Origin of the sequence: Mesorhizobium sp. B4-1-4 (assembly GCF_006439395.2) — a bacterium.
Lineage (GTDB): Bacteria > Pseudomonadota > Alphaproteobacteria > Rhizobiales > Rhizobiaceae > Mesorhizobium.
In genome coordinates, this window is the sequence record NZ_CP083950.1 from 799,581 (window position 1) to 815,072 (window position 15,492).

Annotated in this window: 14 protein-coding genes, 1 pseudogene and 1 riboswitch; of the genes and pseudogenes, 11 read left to right on the forward strand and 4 right to left on the reverse strand. The window is 63.8% G+C overall.

Going from position 1 to position 15,492, the window contains the following annotated elements; all coding sequences use genetic code 11:
- Positions 1-79: 79 nt before the first annotated feature.
- Positions 80-661 (reverse strand): annotated as a pseudogene (gene bluB / locus FJW03_RS03655) (5,6-dimethylbenzimidazole synthase); the annotation flags it as partial.
- A 48-nt stretch (positions 662-709) separates the two neighbouring features.
- Positions 710-892: riboswitch (cobalamin riboswitch) on the reverse strand.
- Positions 893-1,072: 180 nt separating this feature from the next.
- Between bluB and FJW03_RS03660 the strand changes: the two are divergent.
- The 6 genes from FJW03_RS03660 (at position 1,073) to FJW03_RS03685 (ending at position 6,029) form a co-directional block, all read left to right on the forward strand.
- Entirely contained in the window at positions 1,073-1,999 is a 927-nt protein-coding gene (locus FJW03_RS03660) for a histone deacetylase family protein (protein ID WP_140761440.1), read from the forward strand.
- 3 nt (positions 2,000-2,002) lie between these two features.
- Positions 2,003-2,254 (forward strand): exodeoxyribonuclease VII small subunit, encoded by a 252-nt coding sequence (locus tag FJW03_RS03665; RefSeq protein WP_013532792.1) that lies wholly within the window; start codon positions 2,003-2,005, stop codon positions 2,252-2,254.
- Between the two features lie 111 nt (positions 2,255-2,365).
- Positions 2,366-2,632: a DUF2277 domain-containing protein gene (locus tag FJW03_RS03670; protein WP_140761515.1), complete on the forward strand. Its 267-nt coding sequence runs from the start codon at positions 2,366-2,368 to the stop codon at positions 2,630-2,632.
- Between the two features lie 39 nt (positions 2,633-2,671).
- The gene (locus FJW03_RS03675; protein ID WP_140761437.1) at positions 2,672-3,592 is read left to right on the forward strand and encodes a pirin family protein; all 921 of its coding nucleotides are present in this window, start codon (positions 2,672-2,674) and stop codon (positions 3,590-3,592) included.
- 87 nt (positions 3,593-3,679) lie between these two features.
- Positions 3,680-5,593 (forward strand): 1-deoxy-D-xylulose-5-phosphate synthase, encoded by a 1,914-nt coding sequence (dxs, locus tag FJW03_RS03680; RefSeq protein ID WP_140761434.1) that lies wholly within the window; start codon positions 3,680-3,682, stop codon positions 5,591-5,593.
- A 148-nt stretch (positions 5,594-5,741) separates the two neighbouring features.
- The gene (locus FJW03_RS03685) at positions 5,742-6,029 is read left to right on the forward strand and encodes a hypothetical protein (protein ID WP_140611116.1); all 288 of its coding nucleotides are present in this window, start codon (positions 5,742-5,744) and stop codon (positions 6,027-6,029) included.
- A 58-nt stretch (positions 6,030-6,087) separates the two neighbouring features.
- Here the strand turns inward: FJW03_RS03685 and FJW03_RS03690 are convergent, their stop codons facing one another.
- Positions 6,088-6,489 carry a GFA family protein gene (locus FJW03_RS03690; RefSeq protein ID WP_140761432.1) on the reverse strand — a complete coding sequence of 134 codons (402 nt, stop codon included), beginning with the start codon at positions 6,487-6,489 and terminating at the stop codon, positions 6,088-6,090.
- Between the two features lie 152 nt (positions 6,490-6,641).
- On the opposite strand from FJW03_RS03690, the gene FJW03_RS03695 reads away from it, so the two are divergent.
- From FJW03_RS03695 to FJW03_RS03710, 4 genes are all read left to right on the forward strand, one after another.
- Complete coding sequence (locus tag FJW03_RS03695; RefSeq protein WP_140761429.1) at positions 6,642-7,406, forward strand: TlyA family RNA methyltransferase; 765 nt, start codon at positions 6,642-6,644, stop codon at positions 7,404-7,406.
- Positions 7,403-8,644, forward strand: coding sequence for a class I SAM-dependent RNA methyltransferase (locus tag FJW03_RS03700; RefSeq protein ID WP_140761426.1), 1,242 nt, complete (start codon positions 7,403-7,405; stop codon positions 8,642-8,644). The genes FJW03_RS03695 and FJW03_RS03700 overlap by 4 nt, the downstream gene beginning before the upstream one ends.
- A gap of 193 nt (positions 8,645-8,837) precedes the next feature.
- On the forward strand, positions 8,838-11,408 hold the full coding sequence (locus FJW03_RS03705) for a caspase family protein (protein WP_140761423.1): 2,571 nt from the start codon (positions 8,838-8,840) through the stop codon (positions 11,406-11,408).
- Between the two features lie 364 nt (positions 11,409-11,772).
- Positions 11,773-11,919 carry a hypothetical protein gene (locus FJW03_RS03710; protein ID WP_226890577.1) on the forward strand — a complete coding sequence of 49 codons (147 nt, stop codon included), beginning with the start codon at positions 11,773-11,775 and terminating at the stop codon, positions 11,917-11,919.
- A gap of 157 nt (positions 11,920-12,076) precedes the next feature.
- Here FJW03_RS03710 and tldD read toward each other — a convergent pair whose 3' ends face one another.
- Positions 12,077-13,489 (reverse strand): metalloprotease TldD, encoded by a 1,413-nt coding sequence (gene tldD / locus FJW03_RS03715; protein ID WP_140761420.1) that lies wholly within the window; start codon positions 13,487-13,489, stop codon positions 12,077-12,079.
- A 166-nt stretch (positions 13,490-13,655) separates the two neighbouring features.
- Positions 13,656-14,246: an invasion associated locus B family protein gene (locus FJW03_RS03720; protein WP_140610082.1), complete on the reverse strand. Its 591-nt coding sequence runs from the start codon at positions 14,244-14,246 to the stop codon at positions 13,656-13,658.
- A 376-nt stretch (positions 14,247-14,622) separates the two neighbouring features.
- Between FJW03_RS03720 and coxB the strand changes: the two genes are divergently transcribed.
- Positions 14,623-15,489, forward strand: a complete 867-nt coding sequence (gene coxB, locus FJW03_RS03725; RefSeq protein WP_140610081.1) for a cytochrome c oxidase subunit II — start codon at positions 14,623-14,625, stop codon at positions 15,487-15,489.
- Positions 15,490-15,492: the final 3 nt, after the last annotated feature.

Here is a 15,492-nt window from a genome sequence, read left to right on the forward strand (position 1 = left end):
TCTCGCTCATGATCAATTCGGGCAGCGGCAATCGCCGGCCCCAGCCATGTGTCTCGAGGTCCGGCTTGGGCGCGAACTCGGAAACACGGCCGACGCAGAGATAGGCGATCGGCGTCACGTGCTCGGGAATGGCCAACAGCCGCTTCAACGCCTCAGGCTCGATGATGCTGACCCAGCCGACGCCGATGCCTTCGGCCCGTGCCGCCAGCCAGAAATTCTGCACCGCGCAGACCGTGCTGTAGAGATCCATCTCCGGATTGTGCCAACGCCCCAGCGGCGAACCTTTCGAGCGCTGGCGGTCGCAGGTGATGCAGATGTTGAGCGCGCTTTCGCAGATGCCTTCCAGCTTGAGCTTGCGGTAGAGCGCTTGTCGCTCTTCCTCGATTGCTGGCAGTTCCTGTTCACGCGCGGCCAGGAACAGGTCACGTACCTTCTCCCGGCGCCCGGCACCGCGAATGACGATGAAGTTCCACGGCTGCATGAACCCGACCGATGGCGCGTGATGGGCTGCAAGCAGCAGCCGAGCCAGCACCTCGTCGTCGATGGTCTCGGGAGTAAAATGGCTGCGAACATCGCGCCTGGTGAACATGGCTCGGTAGACGGCGTCGCGCGCCATCTGGTCAAATCCATCGCCCACAGGAGCGGTCATGGCTTCCGGCATCGCTTGTCCCCTTGCGACTTCAAATCAATGCCGCCCGCCTGACCATGCGGGTGACGATGCCTGCCAGGCCGGTCTTCTGGCTCGGGATCAACCCGCGTCCGGTGCCTTCCCGTCATCGACAGTGGCATTTACCGGCGCGGTCCCCCTTACAGCGTTGGGCACGCCACGGAATTCAACCGTGTTCCCGATTCTCCCGCCAGAGCATTTGCAGCCAAGTGGATTTCACTTGGCGTCGCATAATGCGACTGAGAACAAACAGGCCGGCGGGCACCAGGCAGTGGTGGCGACCTTACCCCGAAGCCCCGGCCGCGCCAATCCCCGCAGCGACGCGAATGGACGCAGACGTGATTTTCCCCAGCGATCAAGCCGCAACGCATGGCCATTGCCGTGTCGGGGCACTAGATAGGGACGATGGCCACCCGTCTCTACACGCACCCTATCTTCCTTGAACACATCACGCCGCCCGGCCACCCCGAACGGCCGGACCGCTTGCGCGCTATCGAGCGCGTGCTCGACGACGAAGCCTTTGCCGCGCTCGAACGGGTCAAGGCGCCGGAAGGAGATGAAGCCACTATCCTCTATGCGCATCCGGCCGATTTCGTCGCGCGTGTGCGCGCCGCCATCCCCGAAGAGGGCATCGCCCGCGTCGATGCCGACACCACCGCCAGTCCGAAGAGCTGGCAGGCGGTGATCACCGCGATCGGTGCCGCCAATGCGGCCGTCGACGACGTCTTCACTGGCCGGGCCGACAATGCCTTCGTCGCAGCACGGCCGCCCGGCCATCATGCCGAGAAAACCACCGCCATGGGTTTCTGTTTCTTCAACACGGCGGCGATCGCGGCCCGCTATGCGCAGAGGAAGCATGGCGCCGAGCGGGTCGCCGTCGTCGATTGGGACGTGCATCACGGCAACGGCACACAGGATATTTTCTGGGACGATCCTTCGGTGCTCTATTGCTCGACGCATCAGATGCCGCTCTATCCCGGCACCGGCGCGAAGAACGAAACCGGCGCTGGCAACATCGTCAACGCGCCTCTGGCGCCGCAGACTGGCAGCGAGGTGTTTCGCGATGCCTTCCTGTCGCGGATCCTGCCGGCGCTCGACAAATTCGCGCCCGATCTGATCATCATTTCGGCCGGCTTCGACGCGCACCACCGCGACCCGCTGGCCGAGATCAATCTGACCGAGGATGATTTCGACTGGGCGACGGGCCAGCTGATGCAACGCGCCGCGCGTCACGGCGACAACCGGCTCGTCAGCCTGCTCGAGGGCGGCTACGATCTGCAGGGATTGGCATTTTCGGTCGCGGCCCATGTCGCGCGGCTGATGAAAGGATGAATAATGGCTGGTGAGACCAATGAAGACGTCAAGGCGATGAGCTTCGAGCAGGCACTCGATGCGCTGGAGAAGATCGTCGATGACCTGGAGCGTGGCGACGTGCCGCTCGATCAGTCAATCCGGATCTATGAACGCGGTGAGGCGCTGAAGGCGCATTGCGACCGGTTGCTGAAGGCTGCGGAGGACAAGGTCGAGAAGATCAGGCTGTCGCGCGACGGAAAGCCGGTTGGAACGGAACCGCTCGACGCGGACTGAGGCAGGGTCGCGATGACGGTCTTGCCTCGCCGGTTTTTGGACACGATCATGATTGAGGATCAAGCTCGTCCGGATTGGAACGGCTCCAGGACAAGAGGAGAAACGGAAGCGATGTGCAGAAACATCAAGACCCTGTTCAATTTTGACCCGCCGGCAACCAACGATGAAGTTCGCGACGCGGCACTTCAATTTGTCCGCAAGCTGAGCGGGACGACGCGTCCTTCGAAGCAGAACCAGCATGCGTTCGACCATGCGGTGGAGGCCATCGCGGCATCGGCGCGGGAACTGCTCGATTCCCTCGAAACAAACCAGCATCCGCGTAACCGCGAAGAGGTGGCGGCCAGACTTCGGGCAAAGGCGGCGCTCCGTTTTGCCTGATGCGGCCAAGGCGGTCTGGACCGCTGACAAGGAGAGTTCATGAGCTTCTTCCCGGGGAAGGACCCTGAAGCCGGCGATGCCTTTGCCAGCGATCAGATCGAACTGATGGTCATCCCGAACGCCAAGGATATTGGCGGCTTCGAGGTGCGCCGAGCCTTGCCAACCGCCAAGAGGCGTCTGGTCGGCCCATTCATCTTCTTCGACCGCATGGGGCCGGCGATCCTGCGCGCCGGCCAGGCGCTCGATGTCCGTCCCCATCCCCATATCGGCCTGTCGACGGTCACCTATCTGTTTGACGGCAAGATCCGGCATCGCGATTCGTTGGGCACCGAAATGGTCATCCAGCCCGGCGATGTGAACCTGATGACCGCCGGCCGCGGCATCGTGCATTCCGAGCGCACGCCGGAGGAATTGCGCGGCGCGCCAATGTCGATTTCGGGCCTGCAGACATGGCTTGCCTTGCCAGACGACAAGGAGGAAGTGGCGCCGGTGTTCGAGAACACGGCTGTCTTGCGCCTTCCCGAGATCGATGCCGAAGGCGTCAGCGGCCGCGTTGTCATCGGTGATTTCCAGGGCCTGCGCTCCCCTGTTAGGGCCGATTCCGAAACGCTCTACGCCGACCTGCGCCTGGCGCGGGGCGCCAGCGTGAAAATCCCGCCCGACGCGGAAGAACGCGCCATCTATACGCTGGAAGGCGAGGTTTCGATTTCGGGCGATGTGTTTCCGGCGGAGCGGCTGCTGGTGTTCCGGCCTGGTGACGAGATCATCGTATCGTCGCAAACCGGTGCGCATTTCATGCTTTTCGGCGGCGCTTCGCTTGGCTCGAAGCGCTACATCTGGTGGAATTTCGTCTCCTCGTCCAAGGAGCGCATCGAACAGGCCAAGCAGGAATGGAAGACAGGCCGCTTCGATATCGTTCCAGGAGATGACAAGGAATTCATCCCGCTGCCCGAGAGCTGACGGGCGGATTGCTCCGCGTCACCGACACGCATTTACTTTCGCCGGCTGGCAGCCTATCCCGCCGATGAACAGAAAGCCTGAGCACCCGTGAACGCAACGCCGCATACGCCGCTTCTTGACAAGGTCCGCATCCCGGCGGATTTGCGCGCGCTGGACGAGAGCGATCTGCCGCAACTGGCGTCCGAGCTTCGCGCCGAACTTGTCGATGCCGTATCCCACACCGGCGGCCATCTCGGCGCCGGCCTTGGGGTGGTCGAACTGACCGTGGCGCTGCATTATGTCTTCAACACGCCGGATGACCGGCTGATCTGGGATGTCGGCCACCAGGCCTACCCGCACAAGATTCTGACCGGCCGCCGCGACCGCATCCGCACCCTGCGCCAGGAAGGCGGCCTGTCCGGCTTCACCCGACGCGCCGAAAGCGAATACGATCCCTTCGGCGCCGCCCATTCCTCGACATCGATCTCGGCCGGCCTCGGCATGGCCGCCGCCCGCGACCTCGCCGGTGGCCGCAACAACGTCATCGCCGTCATTGGCGACGGCGCCATGTCGGCCGGCATGGCCTATGAGGCGATGAACAATGCCGGCGCGCTCGATGCCCGCCTTATCGTCATCCTCAACGACAACGACATGTCGATCGCGCCGCCGACCGGCGCCATGAGTGCCTATCTGGCGCGGCTCGCCTCGGGCAAGGCCTATGTCGGCCTGCGCGATTTCGGCAAGAAGCTGACCTCTTATCTGGGCAAGCGCGTCGATCGCGCCATCACCAGGGCGGTCGAGCATGCGCGCGGCTATGTCACCGGCGGCACGCTGTTCGAGGAACTCGGCTTCTATCACATCGGCCCGATCGACGGTCACAATCTCGAGCATCTGATCCCGGTGCTGAAGAACGTCCGCGACAATGGCGAAGGCCCGGTGCTGATCCATGTCGTGACCCAGAAGGGCAAGGGCTACGCACCCGCGGAAGCCGCCGCCGATAAGTATCATGGCGTCAACAAGTTCGACGTCATCACCGGCGCGCAGGCCAAGGCGCCGGCCAACGCACCTGCCTACACCAAAGTGTTCGCCGAAAGCCTGATTCAGGAGGCGCGCGAGGATGACCGCATCGTCGCCGTCACCGCCGCCATGCCGACCGGCACCGGGCTTGACCTGTTCGGCGAAGTGTTCCCGTCCAGGACGTTCGATGTCGGCATCGCAGAGCAGCATGCAGTGACCTTCGCGGCCGGTCTCGCAACCGAAGGCTACAAGCCGTTCGCGGCGATCTATTCGACCTTCCTGCAGCGCGCCTATGATCAGGTGGTCCACGACGTCGCGATCCAGAAACTGCCGGTGCGGTTCCCGATCGACCGTGCCGGCTTCGTCGGCGCCGATGGCGCCACCCATTGCGGCGCTTTCGACACCACCTTCCTGGCAAGCCTGCCGGGCTTTGTCGTGATGGCCGCCGCCGACGAAGCGGAGTTGCGCCACATGGTGCGCACCGCTTCCAGCTACGATGATGGCCCGATCGCCTTCCGCTATCCGCGCGGCAACGGCGTCGGCGTCGACATGCCGGAACGCGGCTCGGTTCTCGAACTTGGCAAAGGCCGCATCGTCAGGGAAGGCACCAAGGTGGCGCTGCTGTCGTTCGGCACGCGCTTGCAGGATTGCCTTGCCGCTGCCGAGGAGCTCGGCGCGGCCGGGCTTTCCACCACCGTTGCCGATGCCCGCTTCGCCAAGCCGCTCGATGAGGATCTGATCCGGCGGCTGGCCCGCTCGCATGAGGTTCTGGTGACGGTGGAGGAGGGCGCCATCGGCGGTTTCGCCAGCCACGTGCTGCAGTTCCTCGCCCATGAAGGGCTGTTGGAAAGCGGCCTGAAGGTGCGCCCGCTGGTGCTGCCCGACGCGTTCACCGACCATGCCAAACCGGAAAAGATGTATGCCGATGCCGGCCTTGACGCTGCCGGCATCGTGCGCACCGTATTCACGGCGCTCGGGCATACGGTGCACGCCCAGCGCGCCTGAATCAAAATCTCAAGCGCTTGAATCGGTTTGCCGGCTCGGTTTCGTAACGCCTTGTTAACACTGCCGTTTGGCGTTTTGCTTACCGTGTCCCTTGGCCGTTTTTCAACGGCGCCCTGCTAGATCGACGTCAGGCAGGGAGATAGTTGGAATGAAGACGCTTCTGTGTGGCACGGCCCTTCTGGGCATCGTGGTCGCGCCGGCCGTCGCCGAGACGCGCTATGACCGTAATCTGGAAAAAGCGGCGCTGGGCATTGTCGCCGGCAAGATGGGCGATATCCGCGGCGGCTTCTCCTACAAGCAGGTGCCGCAGCTTGTGGTGCTGCCGGAGCCTGCAATCGCCGTTGCGACCGGGCATGCTCGTGAGCAGGCTTCGGGGAAACAGGACGACGGTTTGTCTCCAGCCGTCGAGCGCCAGGTTTCGCGCACCATTTTCTAGAGCAATTCCAGGAAAAGTGTGAAGCGGTTTTCCATCCGGAATTGCGTCAAGACAAAGCCTAGAACCACATGTCGCGAACACAACGGCCGTCACGCGGCAGGTCTTCGTAAGTGTCGAGGCCATCGAAATGGTCGATCGGCAACTCGGCGACAGTTTCCGGCGGCGCCAGCCGGACGTTGACGGCAATGCGTGTTCGGCCCGAGGCATCGGCGCGCAAGCCGCGCCACGCAAGCACACAGGCGCAGGTCGGGCAGAACAGGATTTCAAGCGACGGCGTGTCTTTTCCCGCCCGCGTATAGCTGGCCATCGGTCCCGCAACGCGAATGCGTTCGTTGACATAGTCATAGGCCCAAAGCGTGCCATAGCGGCGGCAAAGCGTGCAGTTGCAGGCTGTCACCGGGCCGGGATCGCCTTCCAGCGTCCAGCGGGTTGCGCCACAGTGGCAGGTTCCGATCAGCATTTTTCCTCCCGCCGTTCGGCATCACCATCGACCGTCATTTTGCCGGACCTCACGCGGTGCACGCAAGCCGCGAGGCTCGATTCGGTCGCCGCTCTTTCGTTGTCGTGCCCAATGTCCTTGCCTTCGCGACCGGCTTTCGTCAGAGAAGGCCGATGAATTCGCCTTTGCCAGCCAGCACACGCCAGCGGCTCGACGACCTGCTCGTCCAGCGCGGCCTGTTTGCCAGCCGCTCTCGCGCCCGCGACGCGGTCGAGCGGGGCACGGTGACGGTTGACGGTGCCATTGCCCGCAAGCCTGGCCAGGCCGTTCAGCCGCAATGCGTCATATCGGTCGATGATCCGGCCCAGGGCTATGTCTCACGGGCGGCGCTGAAGTTGATCGCCGGGCTCGACCATTTCGGCCTCGACCCGGCCAGCCGGGAGGCGCTCGACATTGGCGCCGCGACCGGCGGTTTCACCCAGGTGCTGCTCGAACGCGGCGCGTCCCATGTCACGGCAATCGATGTCGGTCACGGCCAGATGCATCCCGACATCGCCGGGGATCCGCGCGTGACGGTGATCGAGGGGCTGAACGCCCGCGACCTGACAGTCGCGGATCTTGCTGGCCGTGTTCCGGATTTCATTGTTTCAGACGTTAGTTTCATCTCGCTGAAACTGGCGCTGCCGCCGGCGCTTGCCATTGCGAAGTCCGGTGCCGCCGCGATCCTTCTGGTCAAGCCGCAATTCGAGGCGGGTCGCGAGGCGATCGGCAAGGGCGGCCTGTTGAAAGACCCCTTCGATGCCGCCCGTGTCGCCGGCCTGTTACAGGATTGGCTCGACTCCATTCCAGGTTGGCGCTCGCTCGGCCTGCGTCCGTCGCCGATCGAAGGTGGCGACGGCAATCGCGAATTCCTGCTCGGTGGGATCAAGGATCGATGAGCGCGCGCTTCACAATCAGGAAACTGGGCGCCCAGGGCGACGGCATCGCCGAGACCGAAAGCGGCGATCTCTTCATCCCGTTCACGCTGCCCGGCGAGATCGTCACCGCCGCGCGTGAAAGAGACCGCGCCTCGGTGATGGCGGTGCTGGAAGCCTCGCCGTTGCGCATCGACCCCGCCTGCCGCCATTTCACCGAATGCGGCGGCTGCGCCCTCCAGCATTTCGAGGCCGAGGCCTATCGCCAGTGGAAACGCGAGAAGGTAGTGCACGCCCTGAAAGGCAAGGGCATCGAGTGCGGCATAGGCGAACTGGTCGCCTGCGCGCCGCACACGCGCCGCCGCGTTGTGCTTGCCGCCCGGCGCGCCGAAACAGGCATGCTGCTCGGCTTCAATCGTCACCTGTCGCCGGAAATCATCCCCATATCGGAATGCCCGATCTCGCTGCCCGGGATCGTCGCGGCGCTCGGACAGTTGAGGGCGCTGGCGGAATTGATATGCGCCACCACGAAATCGTTCCGGATGGCGGTTACCGTGACGGCTTCGGGCCTCGATGTCACGGCACACGAATCCGGCAAGCTCGGCGAACACCAGCGCCGTATCGCCTCCAATTTTGTCATCGCACAAGGCTTCGCCAGATTGTCCGTCGATGACGAGATCATCATCGAACCAAGGAAGCCTGTCGTCATGTTCGGCGGTGTCGCCGTCGCCCTGCCGCCAGGCGCCTTCTTGCAGGCGACCGAGGCAGCCGAACGGACCATGGCCGAGATCGTCGGCGGACATCTGAAGCGTGCCAAGAAGGTCGCCGATCTCTTCGCCGGTTGCGGCAGCTTTGCCTTGCGGTTGGCGGCGAAGTCGGAGGTGCACGCGGTGGAAGGCGATGCGGCCGCACTCTCGGCGCTCGACCGGGCATCACGCTTCGCGACTGGCATCAAGCGGGTGACGGGCGAACGCCGCGATCTCTTCCGGCGCCCGCTGACGTTCAAGGAGTTGAATGCCTTCGACGGTCTTGTCTTCGACCCGCCCCGGGCCGGTGCCGAGGATCAGTCGAAGCAGATCGCCCGCTCGGATGTTCCGTTCGTTGCCGCGGTTTCCTGCAATCCGGTGACGCTGGCTCGCGACCTGCGCATCCTTATCGACGGCGGCTACACGCTGAAAAGCGTAACGCCGATCGATCAATTCCTGTGGTCATCCCATGTCGAGGCTGTCGCGCTGCTGGAAAAACCCAGGAAGCGCCGGTAGGCGGGTCTCGGTTCGCTGTCGCGCGGACAGAACGCGATCACTTTTCCTTGAAATCACCAGTTAGGCTGCGCTCGATCCCAACCTGCCGGGATCGCGCCGCAAAGCCGCCTCTTTGCCCCCATTTAGTCCAGATTCGCTGGAGGAGGGGAAGGGCCTCGACAGCTTCGGTTGCTCTTACCCATGGTGGCCTGAAATGCGGATGCTCCAGAAATTCCTCAGTTCATTCGTCCTCTTGCTTGTCGTCGCCGCCTCGGCGACGGGCGCGCTCGCGCAACAGCAAAAACGCCTCGCTTTCGTCATCGGCAATGCCGCCTATCCGTCCGGCGCACTGGTGACACCCGCCAACGACGCCGGACTGATCGCGCAGACCTTGCAGGCTGCCGGTTTCGACGTGGTCGGCGCGCGTGATGTGGATCAGGAATCGCTGCGCGGCGCGCTGCGCGACTTCCTTGGCAAGGTCTCCGCCGCCGGAGCCGACGCGGTCGTCTTCGTCTACCTCGCCGGCCAAGGTGTGCAGTTCGAAGGCGAGAACTACTTCTTGCCGGTCGATGCCCAGATCGCCAATCCAGCCGACGTCCCGCTCCAGGCGATGCGGCTCTCCGACGTCACCAAGTCGCTGGCTGGACTGCCAACGAAGGTCAACATCGTTGTGCTCGACGCGGCGCGACCGAATGCATTCCCGCAGATGAACCAGCCGCTGGCCGGCGGTCTCGCGCTGGTCGATCCCGACCCGAACATGCTGATCGCCTTCAACGCCGCGCCGGGAACCGTCGCGCCGGAAGGCAAGGGCCCGTACGGCGCCTATGCCCAGGCGCTGGCCGAGATGATGCGCGAGGGCGGCCTGCCGCTCAGCGACGTGTTCGACCGCACGCGCCTGCGCGTCAACGAAGTAACGCAAGGGGCCGAAGTGCCGTGGAACGCCTCGAAGATCAGCGCGCCCTTCGTCTTCTTCAATCGTGCCCCGGATGCGCCCGCGCCGAAGGTTTCCGAGGCCGAATCCCAGGCCAACCGGACCAGGCAAATCCGCGACTTCGATGCCCACGACGCTTACGTGGCGGCGCTCGATCGCGACACCCTGCGCGGTTATGAGGATTTCGTCGGCGCCTATCCACACGATCCGATGGCCAAGCGCGTGCGCGCCATCATCGCGGCGCGGCGCGAGGCGATTACTTGGCGCGAAACCTGGCTGCGGGACACGCCGGAAGCCTACTGGTCCTATCTCCGGCGCTACCCGCATGGCCCGCATGCCTGGGACGCCCGCCGCCGGCTCGAGCATTTCGAGGCGGCCCTGGAGCCGCCGGAGGAGTTCACCGTCTACGCCTATGACGTGCCGCCGCCGCCGGAGGAGGAAATCGTCTACGTCGACCGTCCCGTACTCTATTTCGACGACCCCGATTTCGATTTCGATCCGCCGCCGCCGGTCGCCGTGATCTTCCTGCCCCCGCCACCGCCGGATTTCGTCGTGCTGCCGCCGCCGCCGCCCCCCATCGGCATCTTCGTCCTGCCGACGCCGGCCTTCGTGCCCGTGCCGGCCTGGGTGAACCCACCGAGGGACATCTACCCGCCGCCGAACGACGTCATCTTCAACAACATCCACAACACCACGATCGTCAACAACACGACGATCAACGAGAACAACAATCAGGGCCGCGGCCTCACCACCGGCCAGAAGCTGACCGCCGGCGCCGTGGGGCTGGGTGCGGCCGCGCTGGCGACCAAGGTGGCGCTGCCGGCTGTCCTGCAGAAGAAGGAAGCCACGCTCGCCAAGCAGAACCCCGGCGGCCTGCCTGTGAAGCCAGGGCGGGGCAGCCGGCAGCCGGGCCGTTCCACGCCGCTGTCGAAGACCTTGCCTGCCGACAGGCTGACAGGTCATGCCTTGCCCGGCGCCGACGGCAAGACGCTCCCGCTCGTCAATGGCAAGCCGGTGCTGAATGGACAGAATCTGCCCAACCCGAACCTGCCAAACAGCAAATCCAGGAAGCTCTTGAACAAGCAGGGCACGGCAGGTGGAAACGCCGTGACCGGCAACGCTGTGGTGAATGGACAGAACCTGCCCAACAACCCGAACCTGCCCAACAGCAAGTCCAGGAAGCTCTTGAACAAGCAGGGCACGGCGGGTGGAAACGCCGTAGCCGGCAACCCTGCGGTTAATGGGCAAAACCGGGCCAATGGGCAGGGCCAGAACAGTACTGGCCAGAACGAAACAGGCAAGAATGGCAAGTTCCGCAGGGCCCCGGGTGCCAATGGCACGCCTGTGGCGAATGGGACGAACAACCCCTCGGCGCTCAAGGGCCAGAATTCAGGCCAGACCTCGCCCAACGGCAAGTTCAGGAAGCTTCACAATCAGGGCGGTGGCCAGACGAATGGCCAGGCCAATGGGGCCCAGGTCGATGGCAGCGGTCCCAAATTCCACAGGCTGCCCGCCAATGGAAGCGGTGGTGGCGACGTCCAGCAGAAATTCAAGGTTAACAATGGCAATCCGCAGCTGAAGGTGCAGGGTCAGCCCAAGCCGCAGAGGCCGGAGTTCCACGCCCAGCCGAAGCAGCAGATGCAAGAGATGCGCCGGCAGCCGCAAGCGCAGCCAAGGCCGCCGAAGCAGCAGATGCAAGAGATGCGCCGGCAGCCGCAAGCGCAGCCAAGGCCGCCGAAGCAGCAGATGCAAGAGGTGCACCGGCAGCCGCAAGCGCAGCCAAGGCCGCAGCAGCCGCCAGCTGTCAAGAAGCCGTCTTGCGGGCACCCTAATGAGCCTGCTTGCAAGCAATAGTGCATATCGTCCAGAGGGGGCCCGGCTTGGATCGCGACAGGCATAAGACAAGGCTCGAAACGCCTCGCTGGTCGCGTTGTGTGAGATGACACGGGCTGTGCCGGGCTGGCAGCAAACATGGCGAGGCCACGGCGGCAACCCGCGAACAGATCACATCTGCGTGGTAGGCCGCTGCCAAGATTGCGCAGTGCCCCGGCTCGCTGTTACCCAATCAGTGCAGGGGGTCAAAAAAGGAGTGAGCATAATGAGGATTGCAAGCGTTCTGACGTCTGTCGCCCTGGCAGGGTTCATTGCGACGGGAGCCGCCGCGGCGGCGACGAAAGCGGCGACCACGACGGCGCCGGCCACCACTACGACGGCGCCCATGAAGAAGGCTGCGCCTGCCATGACGCCGCAGCAAACGGCGATTTCGAAGCAATGTTCCGCGCTTGCGGATACCAAGAAGCTGCACGGAAAGGTGCGCGCGAAGTTCCGGGCCGACTGCAAGAAGAACGGCGGCAAAGCCAGCTGATCTTCGGCTGTCCGCGGCGTGTTATGCTGCCAGCTGCCCTGCTTGGAGAGGCTGGCAGCAATTCTGGAGGTGAAGCGGTTCTCTGTCCTGGACCACTTCAAACCTGAACCACTTCAAAAGCCGCAGAAGAGGCGATAGTACCGGAACAAGCCGGGCCTCAAACCCGGGTGCCGCCCACCGTCATCTGGTTCATGCGCAGATGCGGCTGACCGACGCCGACCGGAACCCCCTGGCCAGCCTTGCCGCACATGCCGATGCCATTGTCGAGCTGCATGTCGTTGCCGACCATCGAAACGCGATGCATGGCATCGGGCCCGTTGCCGATCAGCATCGCGCCCTTGATCGGCTGCGTCACCTTGCCGTTCTCGATCATGTAGGCCTCGGTGCAGCCGAACACGAACTTGCCTGAAGTGATGTCGACCTGACCGCCGCCGAAGGAGACCGCGTAGATGCCGTTCTTGACCGATGCGATGATCTCGTCCGGCTCCATGTCGCCTGCCGTCATGTAGGTGTTGGTCATGCGCGGCATCGGCTGGTGCGCATAGCCTTCGCGCCGGCCGTTGCCGGTGGCCTTCATGCCCATCAGCCGTGCGTTCTGCCGGTCCTGCATGTAGCCGACCAGCTTGCCGTCCTCGATCAGCACGTTGCGGGCCGACGGCGTGCCTTCGTCGTCGACGGTGAGCGAACCGCGCCGCTCGGGGATGGTGCCGTCGTCGACCACGGTGACGCCCTTGGCGGCGACCTGCTGTCCCATCAGGCCGGCGAAGGCCGAGGTTTTCTTGCGATTGAAATCGCCTTCCAGCCCGTGCCCGACAGCCTCATGCAGCATGACGCCCGGCCAGCCGCTGGACAGCACGATGTCGAACGTGCCGGCCGGGGCAGGAACCGCCGCGAGATTGACCAGAGCCTGCCGGAGCGCCTCCCTGGCGGCATGCTTCCAACTGTCCTCGATCAGGAAATCGCCAAAGGCCTTGCGCCCACCCATGCCGTAGGAGCCGCTTTCCTGGCGGTCGCCATCTCCGACCACGACGGAGACGTTGATACGGACCAGAGGCCTGATATCGCGAACCATCTGGCCGTCGGCGCGCACGATCTCGACATGCTGCCAGGACGCGGCGAGCGAGGCGGTCACCTGGCGCACGCGCGGATCCTCCGCGCGCAGCCAGGCGTCGATTTCCTGCAGCAGCTTTGCCTTGGCCTCGAAGGAGGGTGAGGGGATCGGGTTCTCGTCGCCGTAGAGATGGCGATTGGTGCGGGCGGGCGCGGCGGCAAGTGTCCCGGAGTAGCCACCCTTGACGGTCGAGACGGCATCGGCCGCGCGCAGCAGCGAGGCCTCGGACAGATCGCTCGAATGGGCATAGCCGCTGGCTTCGCCGGCGACGGCGCGAAGACCAAACCCCTGATCCGTATTGAAGTTGGCGGTCTTGAGCCGGCCATTGTCGAACATCAGCGCTTCGCTTTCGCTGTATTCGAGGAAAAGCTCGCCGTCGTCGGCGCCATTGATGGTGTCGGCGACGATCTGCTTGATGCGATCATCTGAAATGTCAAATTGGCCGATCAGGCTGTTCATGGCGTCCATCCGTGGAAAGAATTGTTTCCACGATGTAGGCGCGAAGATGCGCCTGCACAATCTGCAATGAAGATCGGGCTCGACGAATGGCAGCGGCCAGCCGACACAAGTCCGGCTTCGTTGCGGCAAAATCGCGTCAGGACCGGGCTTTGCGCCAGGGGCGGAATCAGGGCAGCGCCGCGAAGCCTTCGGCAAAACCCTTCAGGTCGACGGGAATGCCGATGCCTTCTTCTGGCGTCTGGAAGACGATGAACGTTGCCGACGTGCCGGTCTTCAGCGTGTCGAGCAGCGGCTTTTCGAGGATGACCTCGGCATAGCATCCATCCTGGAAACAGCGCACGAAATAGGCGCGGCCAATGTCCTTGCCGTCGACATTGAGGCCGAGCCCGTTGGGCAACAGCACGCCGAGCGGCGCCAGCACGCGCAGAATCTCGGCCTTGTTGTCGGCGGTGCGCAGCACGACGACCGACAGCCCCATCTCCGGACGGTCCTCGGCAACGACGTTCTGCATCATCACGCATTGTTCCGAGGTGGCGCCGGCGGGCGTGTCGCAGATGATCGACCAGGCGCCATGCGTCGAGCGCACCGTGCCGCTCGGCTGGGCGGCATTGGCCTGACCGGCCACGAACAGACCGGCCGCGGACAGGGCGGCAACAAGCATGGCCTTGACCAAAGGGCTCGAAAGCCCCGGTCTCGTATGCCCCAGTCTTGTGTGCCCCAGTCTTGGGTGCCCAAGTCTTGAAAGCCAAGAGTTCATGACGGCTCCATTGCGAATCACGGCACTTTAAGCCGCGCCAATGCCAAGTAAAGGACGAGACCGCGGCCGAACTGTCCCGATACAGGCAATAGAGCGCTTTTTCCTGCCAAATTCGCCTGAATTACGACGCTTCGCGCGCCCGGCCGGCATGAGGCAGCGGCCTGCCGGACATACGCGATTCGCCGCCATTGCCGCCGCCCCGGAAGAGCCGTGCCGGCTTGCGCGCAAAAATGCCGCACAGTTTCCTCCGCTCCTTTCTTGCGGAGGGAAAAAGAGTATGGTTTGAACCACCTTGAGACTGTCCGGGATTCCCGTCCCGGCATTGTTCGTTATTCTTGCGGGCACAGCCGTGAGAGACTGGGAGACGAAGAGGGCGATGAGAAAATTCCTAGCAAGCACCGGTGCTGCTGCCACGTTCCTCGCCTGCGGATCCGCTCATGCGGACCAGCCCAAGGCGTGGGAGACGGGCTTCCAGGCGCCTGCGACCGACATGATGCGGCAGATCGAGTGGTTTGGAAACTACACGATGTGGTTCATCATCCCGATCACCGTCCTGGTGCTGTTCCTCCTTATCTATTGCATCGTGAAATTCCGCGCGAGCGTGAACCCGATTCCGTCCAAGACCAGCCATAACACGCTGATCGAGGTCATCTGGACCGTCGGCCCCGTCGTGGTCCTGCTTTGTCTCGCCATTCCCTCGTTTCAGCTTCTGACCGCGCAGTATACGCCGCCGGAGGAGGCCAAGCTGACCGTGAAGGCGACCGGCAACCAGTGGAACTGGGACTACGAATATCAGACCGACAACACGCTCGCCTTCAATTCGGCCATCCTCCAGGACGGCGACCGCGCCAAAGCCGGCAAGGAAGACCGCACGGTTTATCCGCGTCTGCTCGCCGTCGACAATGAACTGGTGGTGCCGGTCAACACGATGACCCGCGTGCTCGTCACCGCGACCGACGTGATCCATTCCTTTGCCATGCCTTCCTTCGGCATCAAGATCGACGCCATTCCCGGTCGCACCAACGAGACCTGGTTCAAGGCGGAGAAGGAAGGCCTCTATTATGGCCAGTGCTCGCAGCTCTGCGGCAAGGATCACGCCTTCATGCCGATCGCCATTCGTGTCGTCTCGGACGCGCAGTTCAAGACCTGGCTGGCTGCGGCCAAGACCGATCTGCCCGGCGCCAACAAGACGCTGATGGCCGAGGTCGATGGCCAGAACAAGGTAGCGGCCGCCGGCAATTGATGC

What these genes read in the sequence shown, in the direction of transcription:
- FJW03_RS03660 (WP_140761440.1), top strand. Translation starts at nt 1,073, where the DNA reads ATGGCCACCCGTCTCTACACGCACCCTATCTTCCTTGAACACATCACG.
- FJW03_RS03665 (WP_013532792.1), top strand. Translation starts at nt 2,003, where the DNA reads ATGGCTGGTGAGACCAATGAAGACGTCAAGGCGATGAGCTTCGAGCAG.
- FJW03_RS03670 (WP_140761515.1), top strand. Translation starts at nt 2,366, where the DNA reads ATGTGCAGAAACATCAAGACCCTGTTCAATTTTGACCCGCCGGCAACC.
- FJW03_RS03675 (WP_140761437.1), top strand. Translation starts at nt 2,672, where the DNA reads ATGAGCTTCTTCCCGGGGAAGGACCCTGAAGCCGGCGATGCCTTTGCC.
- FJW03_RS03685 (WP_140611116.1), top strand. Translation starts at nt 5,742, where the DNA reads ATGAAGACGCTTCTGTGTGGCACGGCCCTTCTGGGCATCGTGGTCGCG.
- FJW03_RS03690 (WP_140761432.1), bottom strand. Translation starts at nt 6,489, where the DNA reads ATGCTGATCGGAACCTGCCACTGTGGCGCAACCCGCTGGACGCTGGAA.
- FJW03_RS03695 (WP_140761429.1), top strand. Translation starts at nt 6,642, where the DNA reads ATGAATTCGCCTTTGCCAGCCAGCACACGCCAGCGGCTCGACGACCTG.
- FJW03_RS03700 (WP_140761426.1), top strand. Translation starts at nt 7,403, where the DNA reads ATGAGCGCGCGCTTCACAATCAGGAAACTGGGCGCCCAGGGCGACGGC.
- FJW03_RS03705 (WP_140761423.1), top strand. Translation starts at nt 8,838, where the DNA reads ATGCGGATGCTCCAGAAATTCCTCAGTTCATTCGTCCTCTTGCTTGTC.
- FJW03_RS03710 (WP_226890577.1), top strand. Translation starts at nt 11,773, where the DNA reads ATGAAGAAGGCTGCGCCTGCCATGACGCCGCAGCAAACGGCGATTTCG.
- tldD (WP_140761420.1), bottom strand. Translation starts at nt 13,489, where the DNA reads ATGAACAGCCTGATCGGCCAATTTGACATTTCAGATGATCGCATCAAG.
- FJW03_RS03720 (WP_140610082.1), bottom strand. Translation starts at nt 14,246, where the DNA reads ATGAACTCTTGGCTTTCAAGACTTGGGCACCCAAGACTGGGGCACACA.
- coxB (WP_140610081.1), top strand. Translation starts at nt 14,623, where the DNA reads ATGAGAAAATTCCTAGCAAGCACCGGTGCTGCTGCCACGTTCCTCGCC.